Source organism: Sandaracinobacteroides sp. A072, from assembly GCF_052616365.1.
On record NZ_JBQXGU010000002.1, the window covers coordinates 635,057 to 652,860 of the forward strand.

The window sequence follows — 17,804 nt, forward strand, 5'->3', positions numbered from 1 at the left end:
GGGGGGCGCTTACGCCCGCTTGTCCAGAAGCGCCCGCCAGATCAGCAGCACCAGCACCGCGCCGATCACGGCGCCGATGAAGCCGGCGCGCTCGCCCTGCGCATACATGCCGGCGAATTGCCCTATCCATGTGAAAAGCGCAGCGCCCGCAATGCCGAGCAGTGTCGTCAGCAGGCAACCCTGCGGATTGCGCGGATCGGATGCGAAGAAACGCGCGAGAAGCCCGGCGAAGAAACCGATCAGGATCACGCCAATCCAGCTGGATGCCATTGAAAACTCCCTGTTTGCCGGGGCAGCCTAGCTGCGGGCAAGCCTGTCGGCAACAAGGCGGATGGCGTGCGGGTTCCAGGGCAGCCCGGCATGGCTGCCGGGAACATCCAGCGTTTCGGAAAGCGGACCAGGCCGGGCGCGCGCCGCCTGCGGATGGACGATGCCGTCGCCTGTCGCGACGATGGCGGTAAAAGGCACTTCGGGCAGCGCCCCCGGAACCCAGGCAACGGGGGCCGCCCCGATGCTGTGGCCGGCAACGCGCTCGTAAAGCCGCCATGCATTGTTCGAGGTGAGATCGCCAGAGACAGGCGACCCGAGGGTGATGACCTGCCGCACCGCCTGCGGATGGCGGCGGGCAAGCTCGACCGCCAGCAAGCCGCCAAGGCTGTGCCCCACAAGCGAAAGCGGCGCCCCTGTCTGGCCAGCAAGGCCGAGAAGGCGCTGTTCCAGCGCTTCGAACCGGCCCGGCCGCATGCCGAAGTTGCGCCCAAGCCGCCAGCCCTCGGCACGATGGCCGATGGCGTTCAGCACGCCCCGCAGCGGCGCCATGGCCAGATCGCTGGACAGGAAACCCGGAATCACCAGCACATGCCGCGTCGGCCAGCCCGGCAGGGTGCGGATGAGTTGGACACGCTGGCGCCAGAAGGCGGAGAGTTCTGCAAGTGCGCGGACTTCGGCCGCATAGGCGAGCAAGCCGGGCGGGCCGGGCGGCGCAGCGAAGGCAGCCCCGTCGCCCGGCAATTGCGCACCAGGGGGGCAAGCCTCCGGGCGTGCGGGGATTTCGCTGGTCGGCGGGCTCTCCATGCCCTTCATATGGCAAGGGCGCTGCGGGGTTTCCATCCCGCCACGCCCTTGCCGGTCTCAGGAGAAGGCAGGGGCCAGCCCGATGCGGCCGGCCCTTGCCTTGCCCTGCCTGTCACTCGCCGAAGGTGCGCTGCCACCAGCCGCGCCGGGGCGGCTCTGCAGGTTCTGCTTCTGGCGTCACCTCACCGACTTTTGCCTCCTCGGCCTTCGCCTCCTCGGCCTGCGGCGTTGCGACAGTCTCGCCAACGGGCGCGGCTTCCACCTGGACCGCAGGCTCGACACCCGCCTCGGCCGCAGCTTCAGGGGCTGCTTCCAAAGTCGCGTCCGGGGCAGCCGCCCTGGGCTTGCGGGTGCGCTTCGGGCGAGGCGCGGGTTCGCTCGCCGCCACTTCGGTTGCAGCTTCGGTTTTTGCGGGAGCTGTCGCCCGCGTGCGCCGCTTGCGGGCAGGCTTGGGCGCCTCCGCTGCCGCCGTATCGGTTGCGGCAGTGTCGGTTGCGGCCACTTCGGCCGCCACCGGCGCGGCAGTCATGTCCGCAGTGCCGGCATCGGTATCGGCTGCAGCCCGGGCGCGGGCTGCAGGACGGCGGCGCGTGCGCTTCGGCTTTTCAGCCGACTCTTCGCCGGACACCCCGGCAACAACTGCCGCATCTTCCGCAACTTCCGCTTCTGCCACCACAGCAGGCGCGACCACATCTTCAGCAGCCGGCAGAGTGGCTTCATCGGCATCCGCAACGGCGGCTTCGCCCAGCACGGCTTCCCCGGCATCATCGTGGCCCTCGACGACAGCGTCGCCGTTTCTGCCACGACGCCCACCACGCCGGCGACGGCCGCGCCGGCCACGGCGATCGCCGCGCTCTTCCTGGCCGTCTCGGGCGACGGTTTCTACGTCGCCTTCGCCGACATCGGCGCTGTCTTCCCCGGTGGCAGGTGCGTCGCTCGTGGCGCGTTCCGCCTCGCCGCTTTCCTCGCGGGTCTCGTCACGATCACGGTCGCGTCCGCCCCGTGCACGGCGGCCCCGCCGGCGACGGCCGCGGCGTTCGCCGCGCTCGTCCTGTCCGTCACGGTCGGAATCGCGGCCCGCGTCGCGGCCTTCGGCCACTTCGGCTTCTTCCTCCTCGTCAAGCTCCTCAAATGCTTCCTCGGGATCGGGCTCGACATGGCGCGGGGCGGCCAGTGCCGCCATGCGCGGGGCCTGGGCCGGGGGCGGGCCGCTGGAATCGATCTGCATGCGGCCGCCGATCAGGCTCTCGTCGGGCAGGACTTCGATCAGAACGGCATAGCGCGCCTCGAGTTCGGCCAGTTCGAGCCGCTTGCGGTTCAGCATATAGACCGCGACCGACCTATCGGCCCTGAGGCGGAAGACGCTTGCACGCCCCTTCACGGCCTCTTCCTCAAGCAGCCTGAGCGCCGCCAGCGCCGCCGAGCCATCGGTGCGGATGAGGCCCGAACCATCGCACATGGGGCAGACCTGGGTGGAGGCCTCGAGCACGCCCGTGCGCAGGCGCTGGCGGCTCATTTCCAGAAGGCCGAAGGGCGAGATGCGGCCAACCTGGATCCGCGCCCGGTCGTGCTTCAGCGCATCCTTGAGCGCGCGCTCGACCTTGCGGTTGTTGCTGTTCGATTCCATGTCGATGAAATCGACCACGACAAGCCCGGCAAGGTCGCGCAGGCGAAGCTGGCGGGCAACTTCCTCGGCCGCTTCGATGTTCGTCTTGAGGGCCGTTTCCTCGATATTATATTCCCGCGTCGAGCGGCCCGAGTTCACGTCGATGGCAACCAGCGCCTCTGTCGGGTTGATGACGATATAGCCACCCGATCTCAGTGTGACGACAGGGTTGAGCAGGGCTGCAAGCTGCGATTCCACGGCGGCGCGATGGAAAAGCGGCACCGGGTCGGCGTAAAGCTGCACCTTCTTCGCGTGGCTGGGCATCAGCAGCTTCATGAAGCTCTTTGCCTGGGCATAGCCTTCCTGCCCGTCCACCAGCACCTCGTCGATCTCGCGCGTGTAGATGTCACGGATGGCGCGCTTCACCAGGTCCGAATCCTCGTAGATGAGGGCGGGCGCGGTGGAGGTGAGGGTCTTTTCGCGGATTTCGTCCCACAGGCGGGCGAGATAGTCGAAATCGCGCTTGATCTCGGTCTTGGTGCGCTCGAGCCCGGCGGTGCGGACAATGGCGCCCATGCTCGAAGGCAGGTTCAGCTCCGCCATGATGGTCTTCAGCCGCTTGCGGTCGGCCGCATTGGCGATCTTGCGGCTGATGCCGCCGCCTTGGGCCGTGTTGGGCATCAGCACCGAATAGCGGCCGGCAAGCGAAATATAGGTGGTGAGCGCCGCGCCCTTGTTGCCGCGCTCTTCCTTCACGACCTGGACCAGCATGACCTGCCGGCGACGGATCACTTCCTGGATCTTGTAGCGGCGACGCAGGGCCATGCGGCGGCGGCGCAGGGCCTCGGCGCCGGCCTCTTCGGCATTGCCATGCTCTTCGGGGCGGGCTGCCGGCTCACCACCATCGCTGCTGCCACCGTCTGCGCCCGAATCTCCTGCGCCATTGTCGCTGACGCCATCGCCGGCGGCCCTATCGTAGGCCGGGCGCTCGCCGCCATCGTCATCGGCATCGAAGTCACCGGCGGCGGCTTCCTCCACCAGTTCCTGCTCTTCACGCAGAAGCGCGTCGCGGTCTTCCTTCGGGATCTGGTAATAATCCGGATGGATTTCCGAGAAGGCGAGGAAGCCGTGGCGGTTGCCGCCATAATCGACAAAGGCCGCCTGGAGCGACGGCTCCACGCGGGTGATCTTGGCGAGGTAGATGTTGCCCTTGATCTGCTTGCGGGCCGCGGCCTCGAAATCGAATTCCTCGATGCGGTTACCCTTGACGACCGCGACCCGGGTTTCCTCCGGGTGGCGGGCATCGATCAGCATTCTGGTTGTCATGAAATTCACTCCTGGCGCCGGTGGCGCCTGATTGCCGGGGCGCGCCGGCGGCGGATTTCCGCGCGGCGCAGGTTCTGGAAAGACGAGCGGCCAGACCGGCCGGAAGGCCGGAAAGGGGGCCGCACGATCCCGTTGCGGGGGCATCGGGGGCAATGCCCCCGGGCCCGGAAGGTGAAGTTGCAGGCAGTAGCGATGCAGGAATGCGCCGGCGCCACCGCATGGCGGCACCATGGCGTGGCAGGCGCGATTCACGGGGCGCATGACAATGGGAATGCAGCGCGTCCGCCCCTTGGGGCCCGGCTGCAACCATTGCGTCTGCGCTTCCAGTAATCGTCATTCCACCCCGGCGTTCCTGCCATGGCCTGGCGCGCCTGTTTCCCGGCGCGTCATCAATCCATGGGGGGCACCAAGCCCGGCGCGCGGCGCGGTCTGCGATAAACGCGGTCCCGCTTCCGGCAGCCATGGCAAACATGCCCGTCGATTGCTGCTAGCACCACCCCGGCAGCCCGGCAAGCCTGTCGGGCAAGTGCCATCAGGCCCTAAGCATTTTCCGGCAATGGCCGTTCAGTGCCTGTGCCATGACCAATATCCTGACAACGCTCAACGCCGGTTCCGGCATCGACCTGAAGGCTCTTGTCGATGGCCTGGTGGAAGCCGAGCGCACACCGCGCCAGCAGCTGCTGGACAATCGGCAGGCGCGCGTGGATGCCCGCATTTCGGCCATGGGGCAGTTCCGCTCCGCCCTTGATGCACTGACGGGCGCGCTTTCCACGCGGATATCGTCGGGCTCGCTTTCGGGCATCCCCCGGGTTTCCGACCCGGACATATTGACCCTGCAGGTCGATGGCGGCGCAACCGTACCCCGCCAGCTGATCGAGGTGCGCCAGCTTGCCCGCGTCCAGTCGCTGGCCTCGGCTTCGCTGGCCGATGCCGAAGCCCCTGTCGGTCAGGGCACGCTCACCATCCGTTTCGGAACAGTGGCCGGAACGGACGCGGCAACAGGGTTCACCGCGGGATCAATCGCCAATCTTTCCGTTAGCATCGGCCCGGGGGATGACAGCCTCGCCGGGCTGAAAAACGCCATCAATGATGCCGCAGCCGTGGCGGGCGCCCCCATTCAGGCACAGGTGCTGAGCGATGCCGGCGGCAGCCGGCTGGTGTTGCGCGGCGCCATGGGGGAAGCCTCGGGCTTCATCATCGAGACAGCAGGCGACCCGGCGCTGGAGGCTTTTGCCTTCAACGACATGACCGCCGGCGGTATGACCCGCACCCAGGCTGCTGCCGATGCCCTCGTCGCCGTCGACGGGCTGGAACTGCGCCGGCCATCGAACAGCATCGCGGATCTCGTCCCCGGCGCCCGCATCGCACTCGGCCGCGCCGAGCCCGGCCGGATCGTGACCATCGAAGCCGAACGCGACGGCGAGGCACTTTCGCAGGTCGTGCGCGACATCGCCGGCGCCCTCAACGAACTTCTGTCCATCGGGCGCGGGCTTTCAGGCGGCCAATCCGCCACATCGGCAGCCGGCGCCCTGGTTTCTGACAGCATGACCCGCCGCACGCTGCAGACACTGGGCGCCATCACGGGGCGTGACCTGGTCGCGCCGGATGGTGACGCCCCTGTCCGCCTTTCGGGAATCGGCCTCACGGTCGACCGCAACGGCAATTTCACGGTGGACGAAGCGCGCCTTGCCGCTGCCGTCGCCAGCCACCCGGAAAGCGTGGAAAAGCTGATCTCGGCCCTCAACGCGCCCGCCGCGCCGGGCAAGGCCGCCGGGCCCTTGCGGCAGGTGGCGGAAAGTTTCCGCCTGGCGGCGCAAGGTGCGGCCGGCCAGCCGACGGCATTGCAGCGCGAGGCAGCCACCATCGCCCGCGAGCGGGAGCAGCTTGAAAGCCGCACCCAGCGCCTGCGCGACAATTACACCCGCCAGTTCGCGGCGCTCGACAGGGCCGTCGGCCAGTCGCGCGCCGTGCAGACATTCCTGTCCCAGCAGATCGACCTGTGGACCAGGTCATCGGATCGATAGAGGTCAATCATGCTCCAGCTCCTTGCCGCCCGCAGCGCACAGCCGCGCAGCTCCAGTGAAGCGATCGCGCGCTATGGCCAGCTGTCGTTGGAAGCGCGCGTGGCGGCCGCCAGCCCGCACCAGCTTGTTACCATGCTTTACGAGCGGCTTGGCCATCATCTGCGCGAAGCAAGCCTGGCTGCTGGCCAGGGTGACCGGTTGCGCCGGCTGCGCGCCACCGAACGCGCGCTGGCGCTGGTCGACGGGCTGGACACGAGCCTCGACGATGCGCGCGGCGGCGAAGTCTCCAGCAGCCTGCACGCCGTCTATGCCGGCTTGCGGGAAAGCCTGCTTTCAGGCCAGCTGGAGGATCTGGCCCGCGCCTGCGACAGCCTTTCGACGATCCTCGCTGCATGGCGGGCAATCGGGCCGGCGCGCGCCTGAACCACCCGTCAGGCTGCCCGGGGGAAGCCTTCGCGCGCGATGCGCATCAGAAGCAGCGCTGCCAGTTCCGCCCGCTCCTTCAGGCTTTCCACGATCAGATATTCATCCGCCGAGTGGATGGCGCCGCCGCGTACGCCCAGCGTATCCACCACGGCAAGCCCTGTCGCGGCGAGGTTGTTGCCATCGCAAACGCCGCCCGCCGCGCGCCAGCCGATTTCGAGGCCGAGATCAGCACCCGCATCCCTCACCAGCCGGAACAGGCGCATCTGGTTTTCATCCAGTGGCTTGGGCGGCCGTGCAAAACCGCCATGCCGATGCAGGGCGACATCATGGGCGGCCGCCACGGTCGCCAACGCCGCATCCATGGCATCGAGCGCGCGGGCTTGCGCTTCCAGCGTTTCCGGGCGCATGTTGAACCGCAGCACGGCCGTATCGGGCACGATGTTGTTTGGCCCGCCGCCATCGATCCGCGCCACATTCACCTTCAGGTCCGGCGCAACAAGGGCTGCCAGCCGCAAGGCCAGATCAGCTGCGGCCAGCACGGCATTTCTCCCTTTTTCCGGTTCGCGCCCGGCATGGGCGGCCCGCCCGACGACATGAACCGAAAAATTGCCGCTGCCGGGCCGTGCACCGGCCAGCGTGCCATCTGGCAGCGCCGGCTCGAAGGTAAGCCCGGCATCGGCGCGCCGGGCCGCTTCGGCAAGCAAGGGGGCGGAGCCGGGCGAGGACACTTCCTCGTCGGCGTTCAGAACCACTTCATAGCCGATGGACACGGCAAAAGGGCTGCCCTCCAGCGCCTTCAGCGCCGCCAGCATCACCGCGATCCCGCCTTTCATGTCCGCCACGCCCGGCCCGTTGAGCACACCCGGCTCGCGCCAGCGCAGGGTCTGGAAAGGATGGTCGGCGGCAAAGACCGTATCATAATGGCCAGTCAGCAGCACACGCACCGGCGCTTCCGGGCGCACCCGCAGATTGAGGTTGCGGCCATGCCGGACCGGCTCGACATCGCCCGTGGGCAGCATGCGGGTGGCCGGCGCTGGCTCCAGCAGCCTGATTTCACCCAGCGGCGCAAAGGCGGCTTCAAGCAGCGCCACCATGCGCGCCAGCCCGTCGGGATTATGGCTGCCGCTGTTGATGGCGCACCATTGCTCCACCTGCGCCAGCATGGCCGCCGCGTCGATCCCGTCGAGGGCGCGGCGTTCTTCAGGCAGGATCCGCATGCGCCCTCCCCTACTGGCCCGTCAACAACCGGCGGCCGGGCGCGATCTCGTCCGGGTCCACCACAACATGGATCAGCGATGCCCGCCCCCGCGCTCTTTCGAGGGCGGGAGCGAAGGCGTCCGTCTCGGATACGGTTTCGGCGTGCAGGCCGAAGCTCCGCGCCAGTGCTGCGAAATCGGGGTTGGTGAGACGCGTTCCGCTCGGCCGGCCGGGGTAATCACGCGCCTGGTGCATGCGGATGGTTCCATATTGGCCATTGTCCATCACCACGAACAGGGGCGTTGCCCCTTCATGCGCCACCGTCGCCAGTTCACCGGCCGCCATCAGGAAATCCCCATCCCCCGCCACCACCACCACCTGCCGTTCCGGATGGATGAGCGCTGCTGCAATGCCGGCAGGAACGCCATAGCCCATTGCACCCGACGTGGGGGCAAGCTGTGTGCGGGGGGCGCGGTGCAGGTGGAAACGGTGCAGCCAGGCCGCGAAATTGCCCGCTCCGTTGCAGAAGATGCTGTCCGCCGGCAGCCGCTCCGACAGGGTGCGGATGACCATGGCCGGGTTCACGCCGCTGCGCACCTGTGTCGGCTCGGTCCAGGCGCGGTGGAGGCCCGAAAGCTGGTCCACCCATTCGCTCCGCTCGCGCGGCGGCAATTTCTCCAGCGCCACCAGTGCCGGCCCGACGACCGCATGAATGGCAAGGCGCGGCTGCCAGGTGCGCCCCAGCGCCTCCGGGTCGATGCAGATGTGAACCAGATGCCGGGTAGCGAAGGCGGGATCGATGAGGCTGTAGCCCTGAGTGGCGTTTTCCGTGAGCCGCGCGCCCAGCACCAGCAACAGGTCTGATCGCTTCACGGCCTCCAGCAGCGCCGGGTTGGCGCCCAGGCCGAGTTCGCCGGCATAATGGGGGTGCGCATTGTCGAACCGGTCCTTCCGCCGCCAGCTGGTGACGACGGGCAGGCCGAGCCGCTCGGCCACGCGCGCGGCAGCCGATACATCCTCTTCCCGCCACAGCGGGCCGCCCAGCATCAGGACCGGGCGTTCGGCCTTGTCGAGCAGGCCTGCAAGTGCGGCAATGGCTGCAGCATCGGGCGCTGGCGGTGCCGTGGGCGCGGGCGCGACCGCCGATGCGGCGGAGGGTTTACCCAGCCGGTCATCGGGCAGCACCACCACGACAGGCCCGGGCCGGCCTGACAGTGCGGCGGAAAAGGCGGATGCCATCTGCTCACCGACGCGGTCCGGCTCGGTCAAAGTGATGACACGCTTGGCGACCTTGCCGAACATCTGGGCATAATCCACCTCCTGAAAGGCTTCGCGGCCCAGCATGTCCTGCCCCACCTGCCCTATCAGCAGCAGCATGGGCGTGCTGTCCTGCTGGGCGGTGTGCAGGCCGATGGCGGCATGGGTGGCGCCGGGCCCGCGCGTTACCAGCGCAACACCCGGCCGCCCGCCGAGCTTGGCCGCCGCCTCGGCCATGTTCGCCGCCGCCGCCTCATGCCGGCACGTGACAAGGCGAACACGATCCTGCACATCCGCCAGCGCATCAAGCAGCGGCAGATAGCTTTCGCCGGGCACGGCAAACGCATGCCGGACCCCGGCCAGAACAAGGCTTTCGGCGATCACATTGGCAACCGTGCGGGCAACCGGCTGGGAAGGGGTGCTGACCATGGCGGCAGAAGGCCTGCACGCCAGCCGCCTGTCAACATCGGACAAAGACGCGGAGGCTATTGCCAACGCAACCCCAACACTGCTAGGCGCGCCCCTCGTTGGAGCGGTGGCCGAGTGGTCGAAGGCGCACGCCTGGAAAGTGTGTATACGGCAAAACCGTATCGAGGGTTCGAATCCCTCCCGCTCCGCCATTTCAACAGGTTAACCCATTGTTTTCAAACGAAAAGCCGGAAAACCTGCCCCCAGTATATCCCCCACTTCGACAAGGCTTGCCCCGGAACGTGGCGGAAACAAACGCCCAGCCAGTGGGGGCGTCGCTTCGGACCTCTCACCTCTGTAAACCCCTAACCCGTAAATTTGCGGCGCTAAAAAGAACACTTCCCCCGCCGGTCCTGTGGCTGATCGGAAAAAACTTTCCGACCACCCCCCGTGTCCCCGGCTTGTGCCCGAGCGTTTGTTGCCCGGTCATGGCGTGCTCCCTTCCGGCTGTTCCCATTGCCCGGTTGACGCGTTCTTGTGTTGCCCGCGCGGCACGAAGCGTTCCCAGTCGGTCAGCCGGAATCCCCATTCTCGTTCATGCCACCTCCCTAGCGGTTTCCAAAAGATGGCAAGGAAGCACGTAGGAAGAGCGCTTCTCGTGCTGGCCTGCCTGGTCCCAAGCCAAAGCTTAAGAACAATCAGTGAACGTTCAAGGCAGTTCAGCCCTGTCCGGTGATTGGCACCCCTTTCAGGATGGGCGCTTTGCATGGCGCGGCATCAAGACCTCGGGCTGCATCCTGCGCCTGGCTGAGAAATGCGCCCGACAGGGATGATTGATGACGTTCCAGCCATGATTTCATGGCATTGTAGTCAGGCAACATATGGCTGAGCAGCGACCAGAATTCCGGCCCGTGCGTCCGGTGCGCCAGATGCGACAGTTCATGTGCCACCACATATTCCATCACTTTCCTCGGCGCGAAGATCAGGTGCCAGTTGATGAACACGTTCCCCTCCGGACCACATGATCCCCATCCGTGGGCCATATCGCCCACGCGGATCGAGCGGGGCACAAGGCCGAACCGCTTGCCAAGGCTTGCGGCGATCTCCCGCACATCCCGGCGCGCCCGCTGCATCAACCACAGCTTCAGTTCCAGAGCGACGAGGTGGTCGGCATTCTCGCCCACCCAGGCTGGTAGATCGACAATGAAGCCGTTGCGATAGCGTGTCGTGAACCGGTCGGAATCTGTCCGCCGCACGGTCAGGGGCATTTTGCGGCCCCGGTAGGGTATCTTCGATCCGGTGATGAACCGGGGCACGGCGTGGCGCGTGGCGGTGATCCGCTCCATTTCGCGCACGGTGTCAAACACCCACTGGCGCTTGCGCTCCAGAAAGCCCGCGATGTCGTCATCGTTGTCGCTGGTGAGCGCCAGCACCTCGACATGACCGGGTGTGATGGTAATGCGGCGTTCCGACGCCGTCGCCGACCGGCGAAGCTCGTAGGGGATTTCCTTCCGGCCAATCTGGAGCGTTGGCATCAGGCCCCGCCCCCATAGGCGTGCACGGCGAACTCCTCGACCTTCTCGCGGATGATCTTTGTTTCGCCGATGCCGTGCTCGGTCAGGATGCGCCGCACCTGCTGGCGCAGGCTGCGCAGGTAGGCTTCCATGTGGGCGAAGGCGGGCTGGGTTGCAGCAGCATCCGCATAAATTGCGCCGATAGCGACGGCGGCACTCTGCAATGTGGCGTGCTCAACCTCCGGCACAATGGCTTCCATGATGCGCAGGATCGAGAAGGCATGCTCGTCCATGCCGAGTTCGGCGTGAGCGCCCTGTTCGGCCTGAATGTCGCCCGTCAGCCCCTCAAAGTCGCGTAGGCCATCGGCGGCGGCAAGCTGGCCTTCCTCGAAGCGACGGATGATCTCCAGAACCCGCTCTGAGAAGCGGCCATATTGCGCGGGGTTCTTGTCCACCAACTCGCGGGTGACGCGGCGCAGTTCGGCAGACTTGCGCACGAACGCCTCTTTCAGTTCCGGCTCATCTTTTCCCTCGGTCGCGAAGTCATCGGCGAACTCGGGGTCGGTGAGGCTGCGCAGCCGGATGGTGGTGGAGAGGCCCGTCGCGTGGACGTGCTGCTCCAGCATATCCCTGATCTTGCCGGTGTAGCTGCGGTGATCGAGGCTTTCTTCCTTGCTGATGGCCTGCGTTGCCAGCCGCAGGAAGGTCGCTGCCCATTTCACCTCGGCGGTGAAGTCGAGGATCGCAGGATCGGGTGAGAGGTCGCCATAGACCTTGATGAAGGCGCGAGTGAGCCGCTGGAGGTCGAACCAGTCGTCCTCTTGCCCCTTCGCTGTCATGTCGGCGGCAGCATAGGCGGCGGCTTTCTCGTCCAGCCCCTCCAGCTTCATTGCCCGCTTCTGTGCGCGGTAGCGGGCGTGCGCTTCCTTCAGGTCATTCCGCAGGATGGCGATGTCCCGCATCGCGTTCTCGACATCCTCGGAGCGGTATGATTGCAACGCCTCGTCAAGGTGGTTGGTGACGCCAATATAATCGACGATCCGCCCGGCTGGCTTCTCGATGGTGCCACCCTCGGCGTCGTTGAAGGCGTAGGTGCGATTGGTCCGGGCGATGGCCTGGAGCAGGTTGTGCTCCTTGAGCGGCTTGTCGAGATACATGACGTGCTCGATGGGGGCATCGAACCCCGTCAGCAGCTTGTCGCAGACGATCAGGAAGCTGGGATCGGCCCCGCGAGCCTTGAACCGCTTCTTCACATCCTTCTCAGCATCGTCGTCGAGATAGTGCGCCCGAAGCCCCTCGCGCACCGCCTGAATGTGGGCCTGCTCGCTGTCCTTGTCGTCCTCTTGGCTCTTGGAATAGACGCAGGCGATCATGGCGTCGGCCTTGGCGTGCGCATCCGCCGCATCCATCCCGCCGCGTTCCAGATCGGCGGCGATAGCGGCAGACAGGGCGGCGCGGTAGAGGATGACCGCCTCGCGATCCACGGCCACGATCTGCGCCTTGTAGCCGTCCGGCTGGCACACAGCCTTAAAGTGCTCCCAGATGTCGAGCGCGATCAGGCGCACGCGCTCTGGGTGCTTGGCAATGGTGGCGAGGGTCAGGCCCTTGCGCTTCAGTTCCTCGCGTTTGACGTCGGGCAGGTCCACGAACCAGCGGTCGAACAGGATGTCGATCTCGGCCTCGTTGATCGCCCAATCGATTTTGCGGCCCTCGTAAAGGATCGGGACGGTCGCCCCATCGCGCACCGCATCGTCGATCCCGTATTTGTCGAGATAGCCCTCCCCGGCGATGCTGAACCGGGCGTAGGTGTCCTTGTCGGTAGATTTGATCGGGGTGCCGGTGAAGCCGTAGAAATGGGCGTCGGGCAGGGTCGCCTGCAAATAGGCCCCGAGGTCCTTCTCCTGCGTGCGGTGGCACTCGTCCACCAGCACGATCCAGTTGGCGCTGTTCGGGATCGGCTCTTTCGATCCGGCGAACTTGAAGATGGTGGACAGCAGGATTTGCCCGTTGCCGCCCCGGTTCACCGCTTCGCGCAGCGCCGCCACTGATCCGCACTGCATCGGGTTGGGCAGGCCGCAGGCGACAAAGGTCTTGCTGATCTGGTCGTCGAGGTCGATCCGGTCGGTCAGCACAAGGATGTTGGGATTGGTGAGCGTCGGCGCATCGAGCGTCAGGTGGGTCTTCAGCTTGAGGGCGAGGAACACCATGGTCAGGCTCTTGCCCGAACCCTGCGTGTGCCAGATCAGGCCCTTGCGGTGCTGGCCTGCTGCCACCCGCTCAACCGCCTTGTTGACCGCCCGGAACTGCTGGTAGCGGCAGACCTTCTTGATCTTCCGCCCCGTCTCCGGGTCCACCTCGAACACGATGAAGTGCGCCAGCAGGTCCAGCAGGCGGGACGGTTCGCACAGGCACCACAGGTCTTTGGACAGGTCGTCGGCGAAGTCGTCCCGGTGGCGCGGCCAAGCGTCGGGCCACGGGGCATAGAACTGCGAGTGCGCACCCGTCGCGCCATAGAGCGTCGCCATGCCATCGGTGACGAGGTTGAAGGCGTTGGGGTAGAACAGCCGGGGGATGTCCCGTTCATACTGCTTGATCTGCTCGAAGGCTTCCTCGGCCTTGGCCGTGGCCTTCAAGGGAGACTTGGCCTCAATCACCACCAGCGGGATACCGTTCACAAACAGCACCACATCGGGCACGCGCGGGCGCTGCGCGGCAACGCGGAACTGGTTGGTGACGTGGAAGGCGTTGCGGCTGGGGTTCTTGAAGTCGATCAGCGCAATCGGGCTATCACGGTTCTCGCCGGACAGGCGGCGGGAATAGCCGCCGCGCAGCTTGCGCTGCCACTCCTCGTTGTCGGACAGGGTGGACAGGTCGTTGTAGATCGCCTCGGTATCCGCCGCGCCGATGCCGTTGATCGTGCGCAGGGCGTCAATCAGCACGGGTTTGAGGATGACCCGGTTTTCCTCCTCGCGCATCGCCAGCGCCTGCGCCGGGGACAGCACCTGCCAGCCCATCGCGGCCAGCGCATCGAGCGCGGGCTTCTCGGCAAGGCGGTATTCGCTCATGCAGGCACCCGCACGCGACCGGAGAGGAGGTCGGACATCAGATGACCTTTCAAGTCTTCACTTGCCGCGATTGCGCTCGCGCCCCGGATCACTTCTTCCTCTGCACTGTCTAGCAAGGTCGCAATCCTCTCCTGTTCAGCAGTGCCCGGTAACAGGATTTTCGTCTCCCCAATGAGCGATTTGCTAAGGTTCGGTTGGCCAGAACCTTGCTGGGATAGCAGCATGCGGGTGCTCGCCTGCTGTAGAGCATGAACCAGAAAGCGAGCCGTTGCCTTCCCCTTGATCGGCTCAACCGCCAAGACGGCTTGATTGATCGCAGCGTCAATTTCCAACATCCCAACGACACCTGCCGTCGCCCCATACATTGCAACAACAGGCGTTCCTGCTCGCGCCATGCGAGTAGTTGTCTCGACGAGAGCTTTCTCCGAAATGCTCTCCTCGGTGCAGATTATGCGGTTCTGGCGAACTTCACCCGACTTGAGCCAAGGTATCTTTCCTTCGTAGTATTCGCGTTTTTCGCGCTTTGGGGTTCCGCCTGCAAAAAGTCTGGCAACTGCACTTATCTTAGCTTCCGGCCATTTCTCGATGTTCACATTCGGATCAAGCAGGTTTCCCTGCAAAAACTTAAGGGTCTTTTTCGACTGTCTTAGCGCACTTATTTGAGCGCTGATTGCCTCATCCACCGATCGCAGCACCTCGGCGATCCGCCGCTGCTCGTCGAGGGGTGGCGAAGCGATCTCGAATGAGAGGATCGAACGCGCATGGGTCCGGGGCATCTTGGTGCCCGCTGCCGTCGCAATGGCATGGGCCACCAAAGGTTCGGACTGGAGCACCTGAAACAGGAACGCCGGGTCGGCGCTAGGCTTCGCGCGCAACACGATGATGTCGGTCGAACACACGCCGCCGAAATCGGGCCGCGCTACCTTACGCAAGTTCGGTCGCAGCTTGCCATACAGGATGTCACCCGCATGAAACCGGGACTTCTGGCTGACCACATGAGCAGCTTTGCCAACACCTTCCAACTGGCCGGTGCCTTGGCCAATGTGTTCCAAGCCGATGTAGTGCCCGCCAAGATCGCCATTCATCGCGGCTGGATCGACCCGCTCTGCCACCTCTCCGCACAGCTTGGACAGCGGCTGGACCGTCCAACCTTGGGGAACCTCATCAACGGGCCGCTCCAGTTCGGCCAGTTCACCCGACATAGCCAAGCCTCCTGAGGTGCCCGAACATCACGGCTTCCGCCTCGTTGCGCTTGGCGATCAGGTCTTGCAGCTTCGCGACCTCCGCCGCGACATCGACTGCCTCGGCATCCGCGCCGGTCTGGACATAGCGGCTGATGTTGAGGTTGTGGCCGTTGGCGGCGATCTCCTCGACCGGGACAATGCGGGCCAGCTTCTCGACATCGGCGAAGGCATGGACCGTGGCGGCCAGCTTGCGGACATGTTCATCGGTCAGGAAGTTCTGCGCCTTGCCCGGCTGGTAGGTGGCATCGCCGTTGACGATCAGCACCTTGCCGCGCCGCTCGGCGGGCTTTTTCTTGCGGCACACCAGCAGGGCGGCAGGGATGCCCGCTCCGTAGAACAGATTGGGGGCAAGGCCCACGACCGCCTCGATCACGTCTGCGGCCAGCATGGCCTCCCTGATCCGCCCCTCCGCCCCGCCTCGGAACAAGACGCCATGTGGCACCACCACCGCCAGCATCCCGTCATCCTTGAGGCTGGCCAGCATGTGCTGGACAAAGGCAAGGTCGCCATACTGCTTGGGCGGGCAACCATAGGTATCGCGTCCGAACGGGTCTCCGTTCTGCCAGACCTCGTAGCCCCACACCTTTTCCGAGAATGGCGGGTTGGCCAGCACCCGGTCATAGGCCCCGATACCTTCCACGAACTCGCGCGCCTTGGGATCATACCGCTTGGGGGACAGGATCGTGTCGCCCTTGGCAATGAAGGCATCGTCCACGTTGTGCAGGAACAGGTTGATCTGGGCGATGCCCCACGTGGCGAAGTTCTTTTCCTGCCCATAGAGCGACAGGGTCCGGGCATCCTCGCCCCGGTCCTTCAGATACTGCACCGCCTCCAGCAACATGCCGCCAGACCCGCAGGTGGGGTCATAGACCGACATGCCGGGGCGCGGGTCGATGATCTCGACCATCAGGCGGACGATGGAGCGCGGGGTATAGAACTCGCCGCCCTTCTTGCCCGCACCCTCGGCGAACATCTTGATGAGGTAGAGATAGGCATCGCCCAGCATGTCGGCTGGCACATCGGCATTGCGCAGCCGGTGCTTCTCGAAGTGCGACAACAGCTTTTCCAGCAGGGCGTCAGAGAAGCGATCCTGATTGGCGAAGTCCACATCGCCGAACACGCCGCGCAGCCGCAGGTTGGCATCCTCGATAGCCGCCAGCGCATTGTTCAGCCGCTGGCCGATCAGGGTGGACTGCTGGCGCACTGTCTCCCAACGATGTTCCTTGGGAATGTGGAAGCGGTGCTCGTCAGGGTCGGCGGCTTCCTCGCGGTCGCCCGTCTCGGCCAGCAGGGCCTCGAACTCCTCATCCCACACGTCACACAGGCGTTTGTAGAACAGCAGGCCGAAGATGTATTGCTTGTAGTCCCCGGCATCGACCGTGCCGCGCAGAATGTCCGCCGCGCCCCACAGGTGCCGTTCAAGTTCAGCTTGCGTCAGAATTGCCATTCACCCCTCGATATTCCTGCACAGGCCAATATGCGGCGCGCCGGTTCTGCCTTCCCTTTTACCGGGCAAGGGCTGTGTGCCAGCGCCCATCGGGCTGTTCAACGACAGCGCGCGACCTTAGACTGGCATCCTGTCGATTCGGCAGTGTGTAAATGGGGGCGTATTCAAATGACCGTATTTTCGATGAACCTGGCTGCCAGAGCTGCGGCGCTGGGCTGCGCACTGACAGCCGCCATGCCGGCAGCGGCATTCATCCTGCCCGAACTGCCGGCAGGCGTGACATCCACCATAGAGTTCAGGGGCTATGGAAAGGTTACGGAGCAAAGGCTGGAATGCATCTTCGGTGGCTGTGACCCAATCCTCACACCAGATTTTTTCCAGCTTCCGGCTGTCGACACCCCTGTAAATTACAGCATGATTTTCGAAGTTACCAAGCCAAATGACCCTGAAGAAATTATGGGATCAGGAATATCAAAATTAAAGATTTGGAGCGAAGAGAGAACACTGGCATATTTTTCAGCACCATCTACATATTACAGTCAGGAAATTGTCGAAGGCTCGGATTCATTTGATTCTACCGGGTCAAGATTTTACTGGTATTTATACCCTACTTACGGAAACGGAGGGTTCACCTATAAATTCTGCTTTGGCTGTGAATTTAACGACAATGATGATTGGTACTATGGCTTTGATGCAGCGCTGAATGTCAGGGAAGTCATCACCAACGGCGTTTCCGTAACCGTTCCCGAACCGGCAAGCTGGGGCATGTTCATCGCCGGCTTCGGAATGGCAGGCTTCATGCTGAGACGCCGCCGAAGCGCACAACAGCCTCTGCACCAGATGCAGAAACAGGCACTTTAGCCAGCAATCTGATGCCCATGCCCCTGTTTGCCGGGGCATGGGCGCTTGCCCATCAGCCGAAATGCCGCAAGCCGTCAGGGACTTGCGCGGATGGGGTAATGCTGGCCCCTTCGGCCAGGGGCGATCCGCAATAGTCCGCCCAGGCCTGCATCAGCTTCACGCGCCTGGGGAACAGGCTGCCACGCTGATATGCCGCTTCGGCCTTGTCTGCGAGCTGATGGGCCAGGGCATGCTCCACCACTTCGCGGGGAAAAGCCGTGGTTTCAGGCTTCCCCCCCGGACAAAACCGACATAACCGACAAAACCCCCTTTCCCGGTAGCCGTCGCCACGCCTTCGCTACCCATCGGGTCATGT

Annotated in this window: 12 protein-coding genes and 1 tRNA gene; 4 read left to right on the forward strand and 9 right to left on the reverse strand. The window is 64.9% G+C overall.

Annotation, left to right across the window (positions count from 1 at the left end; genetic code table 11):
* Positions 1-9: 9 nt before the first annotated feature.
* From ACUJ46_RS08955 to ACUJ46_RS08965, 3 genes are all read right to left on the reverse strand, one after another.
* Positions 10-270, reverse strand: a complete 261-nt coding sequence (locus ACUJ46_RS08955) for a GlsB/YeaQ/YmgE family stress response membrane protein (protein WP_445390125.1) — start codon at positions 268-270, stop codon at positions 10-12.
* A gap of 27 nt (positions 271-297) precedes the next feature.
* Positions 298-1,074, reverse strand: a complete 777-nt coding sequence (locus tag ACUJ46_RS08960) for an alpha/beta fold hydrolase (RefSeq protein WP_445390126.1) — start codon at positions 1,072-1,074, stop codon at positions 298-300.
* A 112-nt stretch (positions 1,075-1,186) separates the two neighbouring features.
* Positions 1,187-4,006: an Rne/Rng family ribonuclease gene (locus tag ACUJ46_RS08965; RefSeq protein ID WP_445390127.1), complete on the reverse strand. Its 2,820-nt coding sequence runs from the start codon at positions 4,004-4,006 to the stop codon at positions 1,187-1,189.
* Between the two features lie 578 nt (positions 4,007-4,584).
* Here ACUJ46_RS08965 and fliD point away from each other — a divergent pair.
* Both fliD and ACUJ46_RS08975 read left to right on the forward strand, forming a co-directional pair.
* Positions 4,585-6,030, forward strand: a complete 1,446-nt coding sequence (fliD, locus tag ACUJ46_RS08970) for a flagellar filament capping protein FliD (RefSeq protein WP_445390128.1) — start codon at positions 4,585-4,587, stop codon at positions 6,028-6,030.
* A gap of 9 nt (positions 6,031-6,039) precedes the next feature.
* Positions 6,040-6,453, forward strand: coding sequence for a flagellar export chaperone FliS (locus ACUJ46_RS08975; protein WP_445390129.1), 414 nt, complete (start codon positions 6,040-6,042; stop codon positions 6,451-6,453).
* An 8-nt stretch (positions 6,454-6,461) separates the two neighbouring features.
* Here ACUJ46_RS08975 and ACUJ46_RS08980 read toward each other — a convergent pair whose 3' ends face one another.
* Both ACUJ46_RS08980 and ACUJ46_RS08985 read right to left on the reverse strand, forming a co-directional pair.
* A complete protein-coding gene (locus ACUJ46_RS08980) occupies positions 6,462-7,673 on the reverse strand; it encodes a hydrolase (RefSeq protein ID WP_445390130.1) in 1,212 nt (403 codons plus the stop codon).
* Between the two features lie 10 nt (positions 7,674-7,683).
* The gene (locus ACUJ46_RS08985) at positions 7,684-9,339 is read right to left on the reverse strand and encodes a thiamine pyrophosphate-dependent enzyme (RefSeq protein ID WP_445390131.1); all 1,656 of its coding nucleotides are present in this window, start codon (positions 9,337-9,339) and stop codon (positions 7,684-7,686) included.
* 100 nt (positions 9,340-9,439) lie between these two features.
* Between ACUJ46_RS08985 and ACUJ46_RS08990 the strand changes: the two genes are divergently transcribed.
* Positions 9,440-9,530 (forward strand) — tRNA-Ser (locus ACUJ46_RS08990).
* A 507-nt stretch (positions 9,531-10,037) separates the two neighbouring features.
* Here ACUJ46_RS08990 and ACUJ46_RS08995 read toward each other — a convergent pair.
* From ACUJ46_RS08995 to ACUJ46_RS09010, 4 genes are read right to left on the reverse strand one after another with little or no spacing between them, the layout of a single operon-like run.
* Positions 10,038-10,853, reverse strand: coding sequence for a M48 family metallopeptidase (locus ACUJ46_RS08995; protein WP_445390132.1), 816 nt, complete (start codon positions 10,851-10,853; stop codon positions 10,038-10,040).
* Positions 10,853-13,897, reverse strand: coding sequence for a type I restriction endonuclease subunit R (locus ACUJ46_RS09000; protein WP_445390133.1), 3,045 nt, complete (start codon positions 13,895-13,897; stop codon positions 10,853-10,855). Before ACUJ46_RS09000 ends, ACUJ46_RS08995 begins: the two co-directional genes overlap by 1 nt.
* Positions 13,894-15,099, reverse strand: coding sequence for a restriction endonuclease subunit S (locus tag ACUJ46_RS09005; protein ID WP_445390134.1), 1,206 nt, complete (start codon positions 15,097-15,099; stop codon positions 13,894-13,896). The genes ACUJ46_RS09000 and ACUJ46_RS09005 overlap by 4 nt, the downstream gene beginning before the upstream one ends.
* Complete coding sequence (locus tag ACUJ46_RS09010; RefSeq protein ID WP_445390135.1) at positions 15,089-16,588, reverse strand: N-6 DNA methylase; 1,500 nt, start codon at positions 16,586-16,588, stop codon at positions 15,089-15,091. Before ACUJ46_RS09010 ends, ACUJ46_RS09005 begins: the two co-directional genes overlap by 11 nt.
* On the opposite strand from ACUJ46_RS09010, the gene ACUJ46_RS09015 reads away from it, so the two are divergent.
* Positions 16,553-17,449 carry a PEPxxWA-CTERM sorting domain-containing protein gene (locus tag ACUJ46_RS09015; RefSeq protein WP_445390136.1) on the forward strand — a complete coding sequence of 299 codons (897 nt, stop codon included), beginning with the start codon at positions 16,553-16,555 and terminating at the stop codon, positions 17,447-17,449. The genes ACUJ46_RS09010 and ACUJ46_RS09015 overlap by 36 nt on opposite strands.
* Positions 17,450-17,804: the final 355 nt, after the last annotated feature.

Bases quoted from the DNA above. Each gene is read 5' to 3' on its own strand.
- ACUJ46_RS08955 (WP_445390125.1), bottom strand. From the start codon at position 270: ATGGCATCCAGCTGGATTGGCGTGATCCTGATCGGTTTCTTCGCCGGG.
- ACUJ46_RS08960 (WP_445390126.1), bottom strand. From the start codon at position 1,074: ATGGAGAGCCCGCCGACCAGCGAAATCCCCGCACGCCCGGAGGCTTGC.
- ACUJ46_RS08965 (WP_445390127.1), bottom strand. From the start codon at position 4,006: ATGACAACCAGAATGCTGATCGATGCCCGCCACCCGGAGGAAACCCGG.
- fliD (WP_445390128.1), top strand. From the start codon at position 4,585: ATGACCAATATCCTGACAACGCTCAACGCCGGTTCCGGCATCGACCTG.
- ACUJ46_RS08975 (WP_445390129.1), top strand. From the start codon at position 6,040: ATGCTCCAGCTCCTTGCCGCCCGCAGCGCACAGCCGCGCAGCTCCAGT.
- ACUJ46_RS08980 (WP_445390130.1), bottom strand. From the start codon at position 7,673: ATGCGGATCCTGCCTGAAGAACGCCGCGCCCTCGACGGGATCGACGCG.
- ACUJ46_RS08985 (WP_445390131.1), bottom strand. From the start codon at position 9,339: ATGGTCAGCACCCCTTCCCAGCCGGTTGCCCGCACGGTTGCCAATGTG.
- ACUJ46_RS08995 (WP_445390132.1), bottom strand. From the start codon at position 10,853: ATGCCAACGCTCCAGATTGGCCGGAAGGAAATCCCCTACGAGCTTCGC.
- ACUJ46_RS09000 (WP_445390133.1), bottom strand. From the start codon at position 13,897: ATGAGCGAATACCGCCTTGCCGAGAAGCCCGCGCTCGATGCGCTGGCC.
- ACUJ46_RS09005 (WP_445390134.1), bottom strand. From the start codon at position 15,099: ATGTCGGGTGAACTGGCCGAACTGGAGCGGCCCGTTGATGAGGTTCCC.
- ACUJ46_RS09010 (WP_445390135.1), bottom strand. From the start codon at position 16,588: ATGGCAATTCTGACGCAAGCTGAACTTGAACGGCACCTGTGGGGCGCG.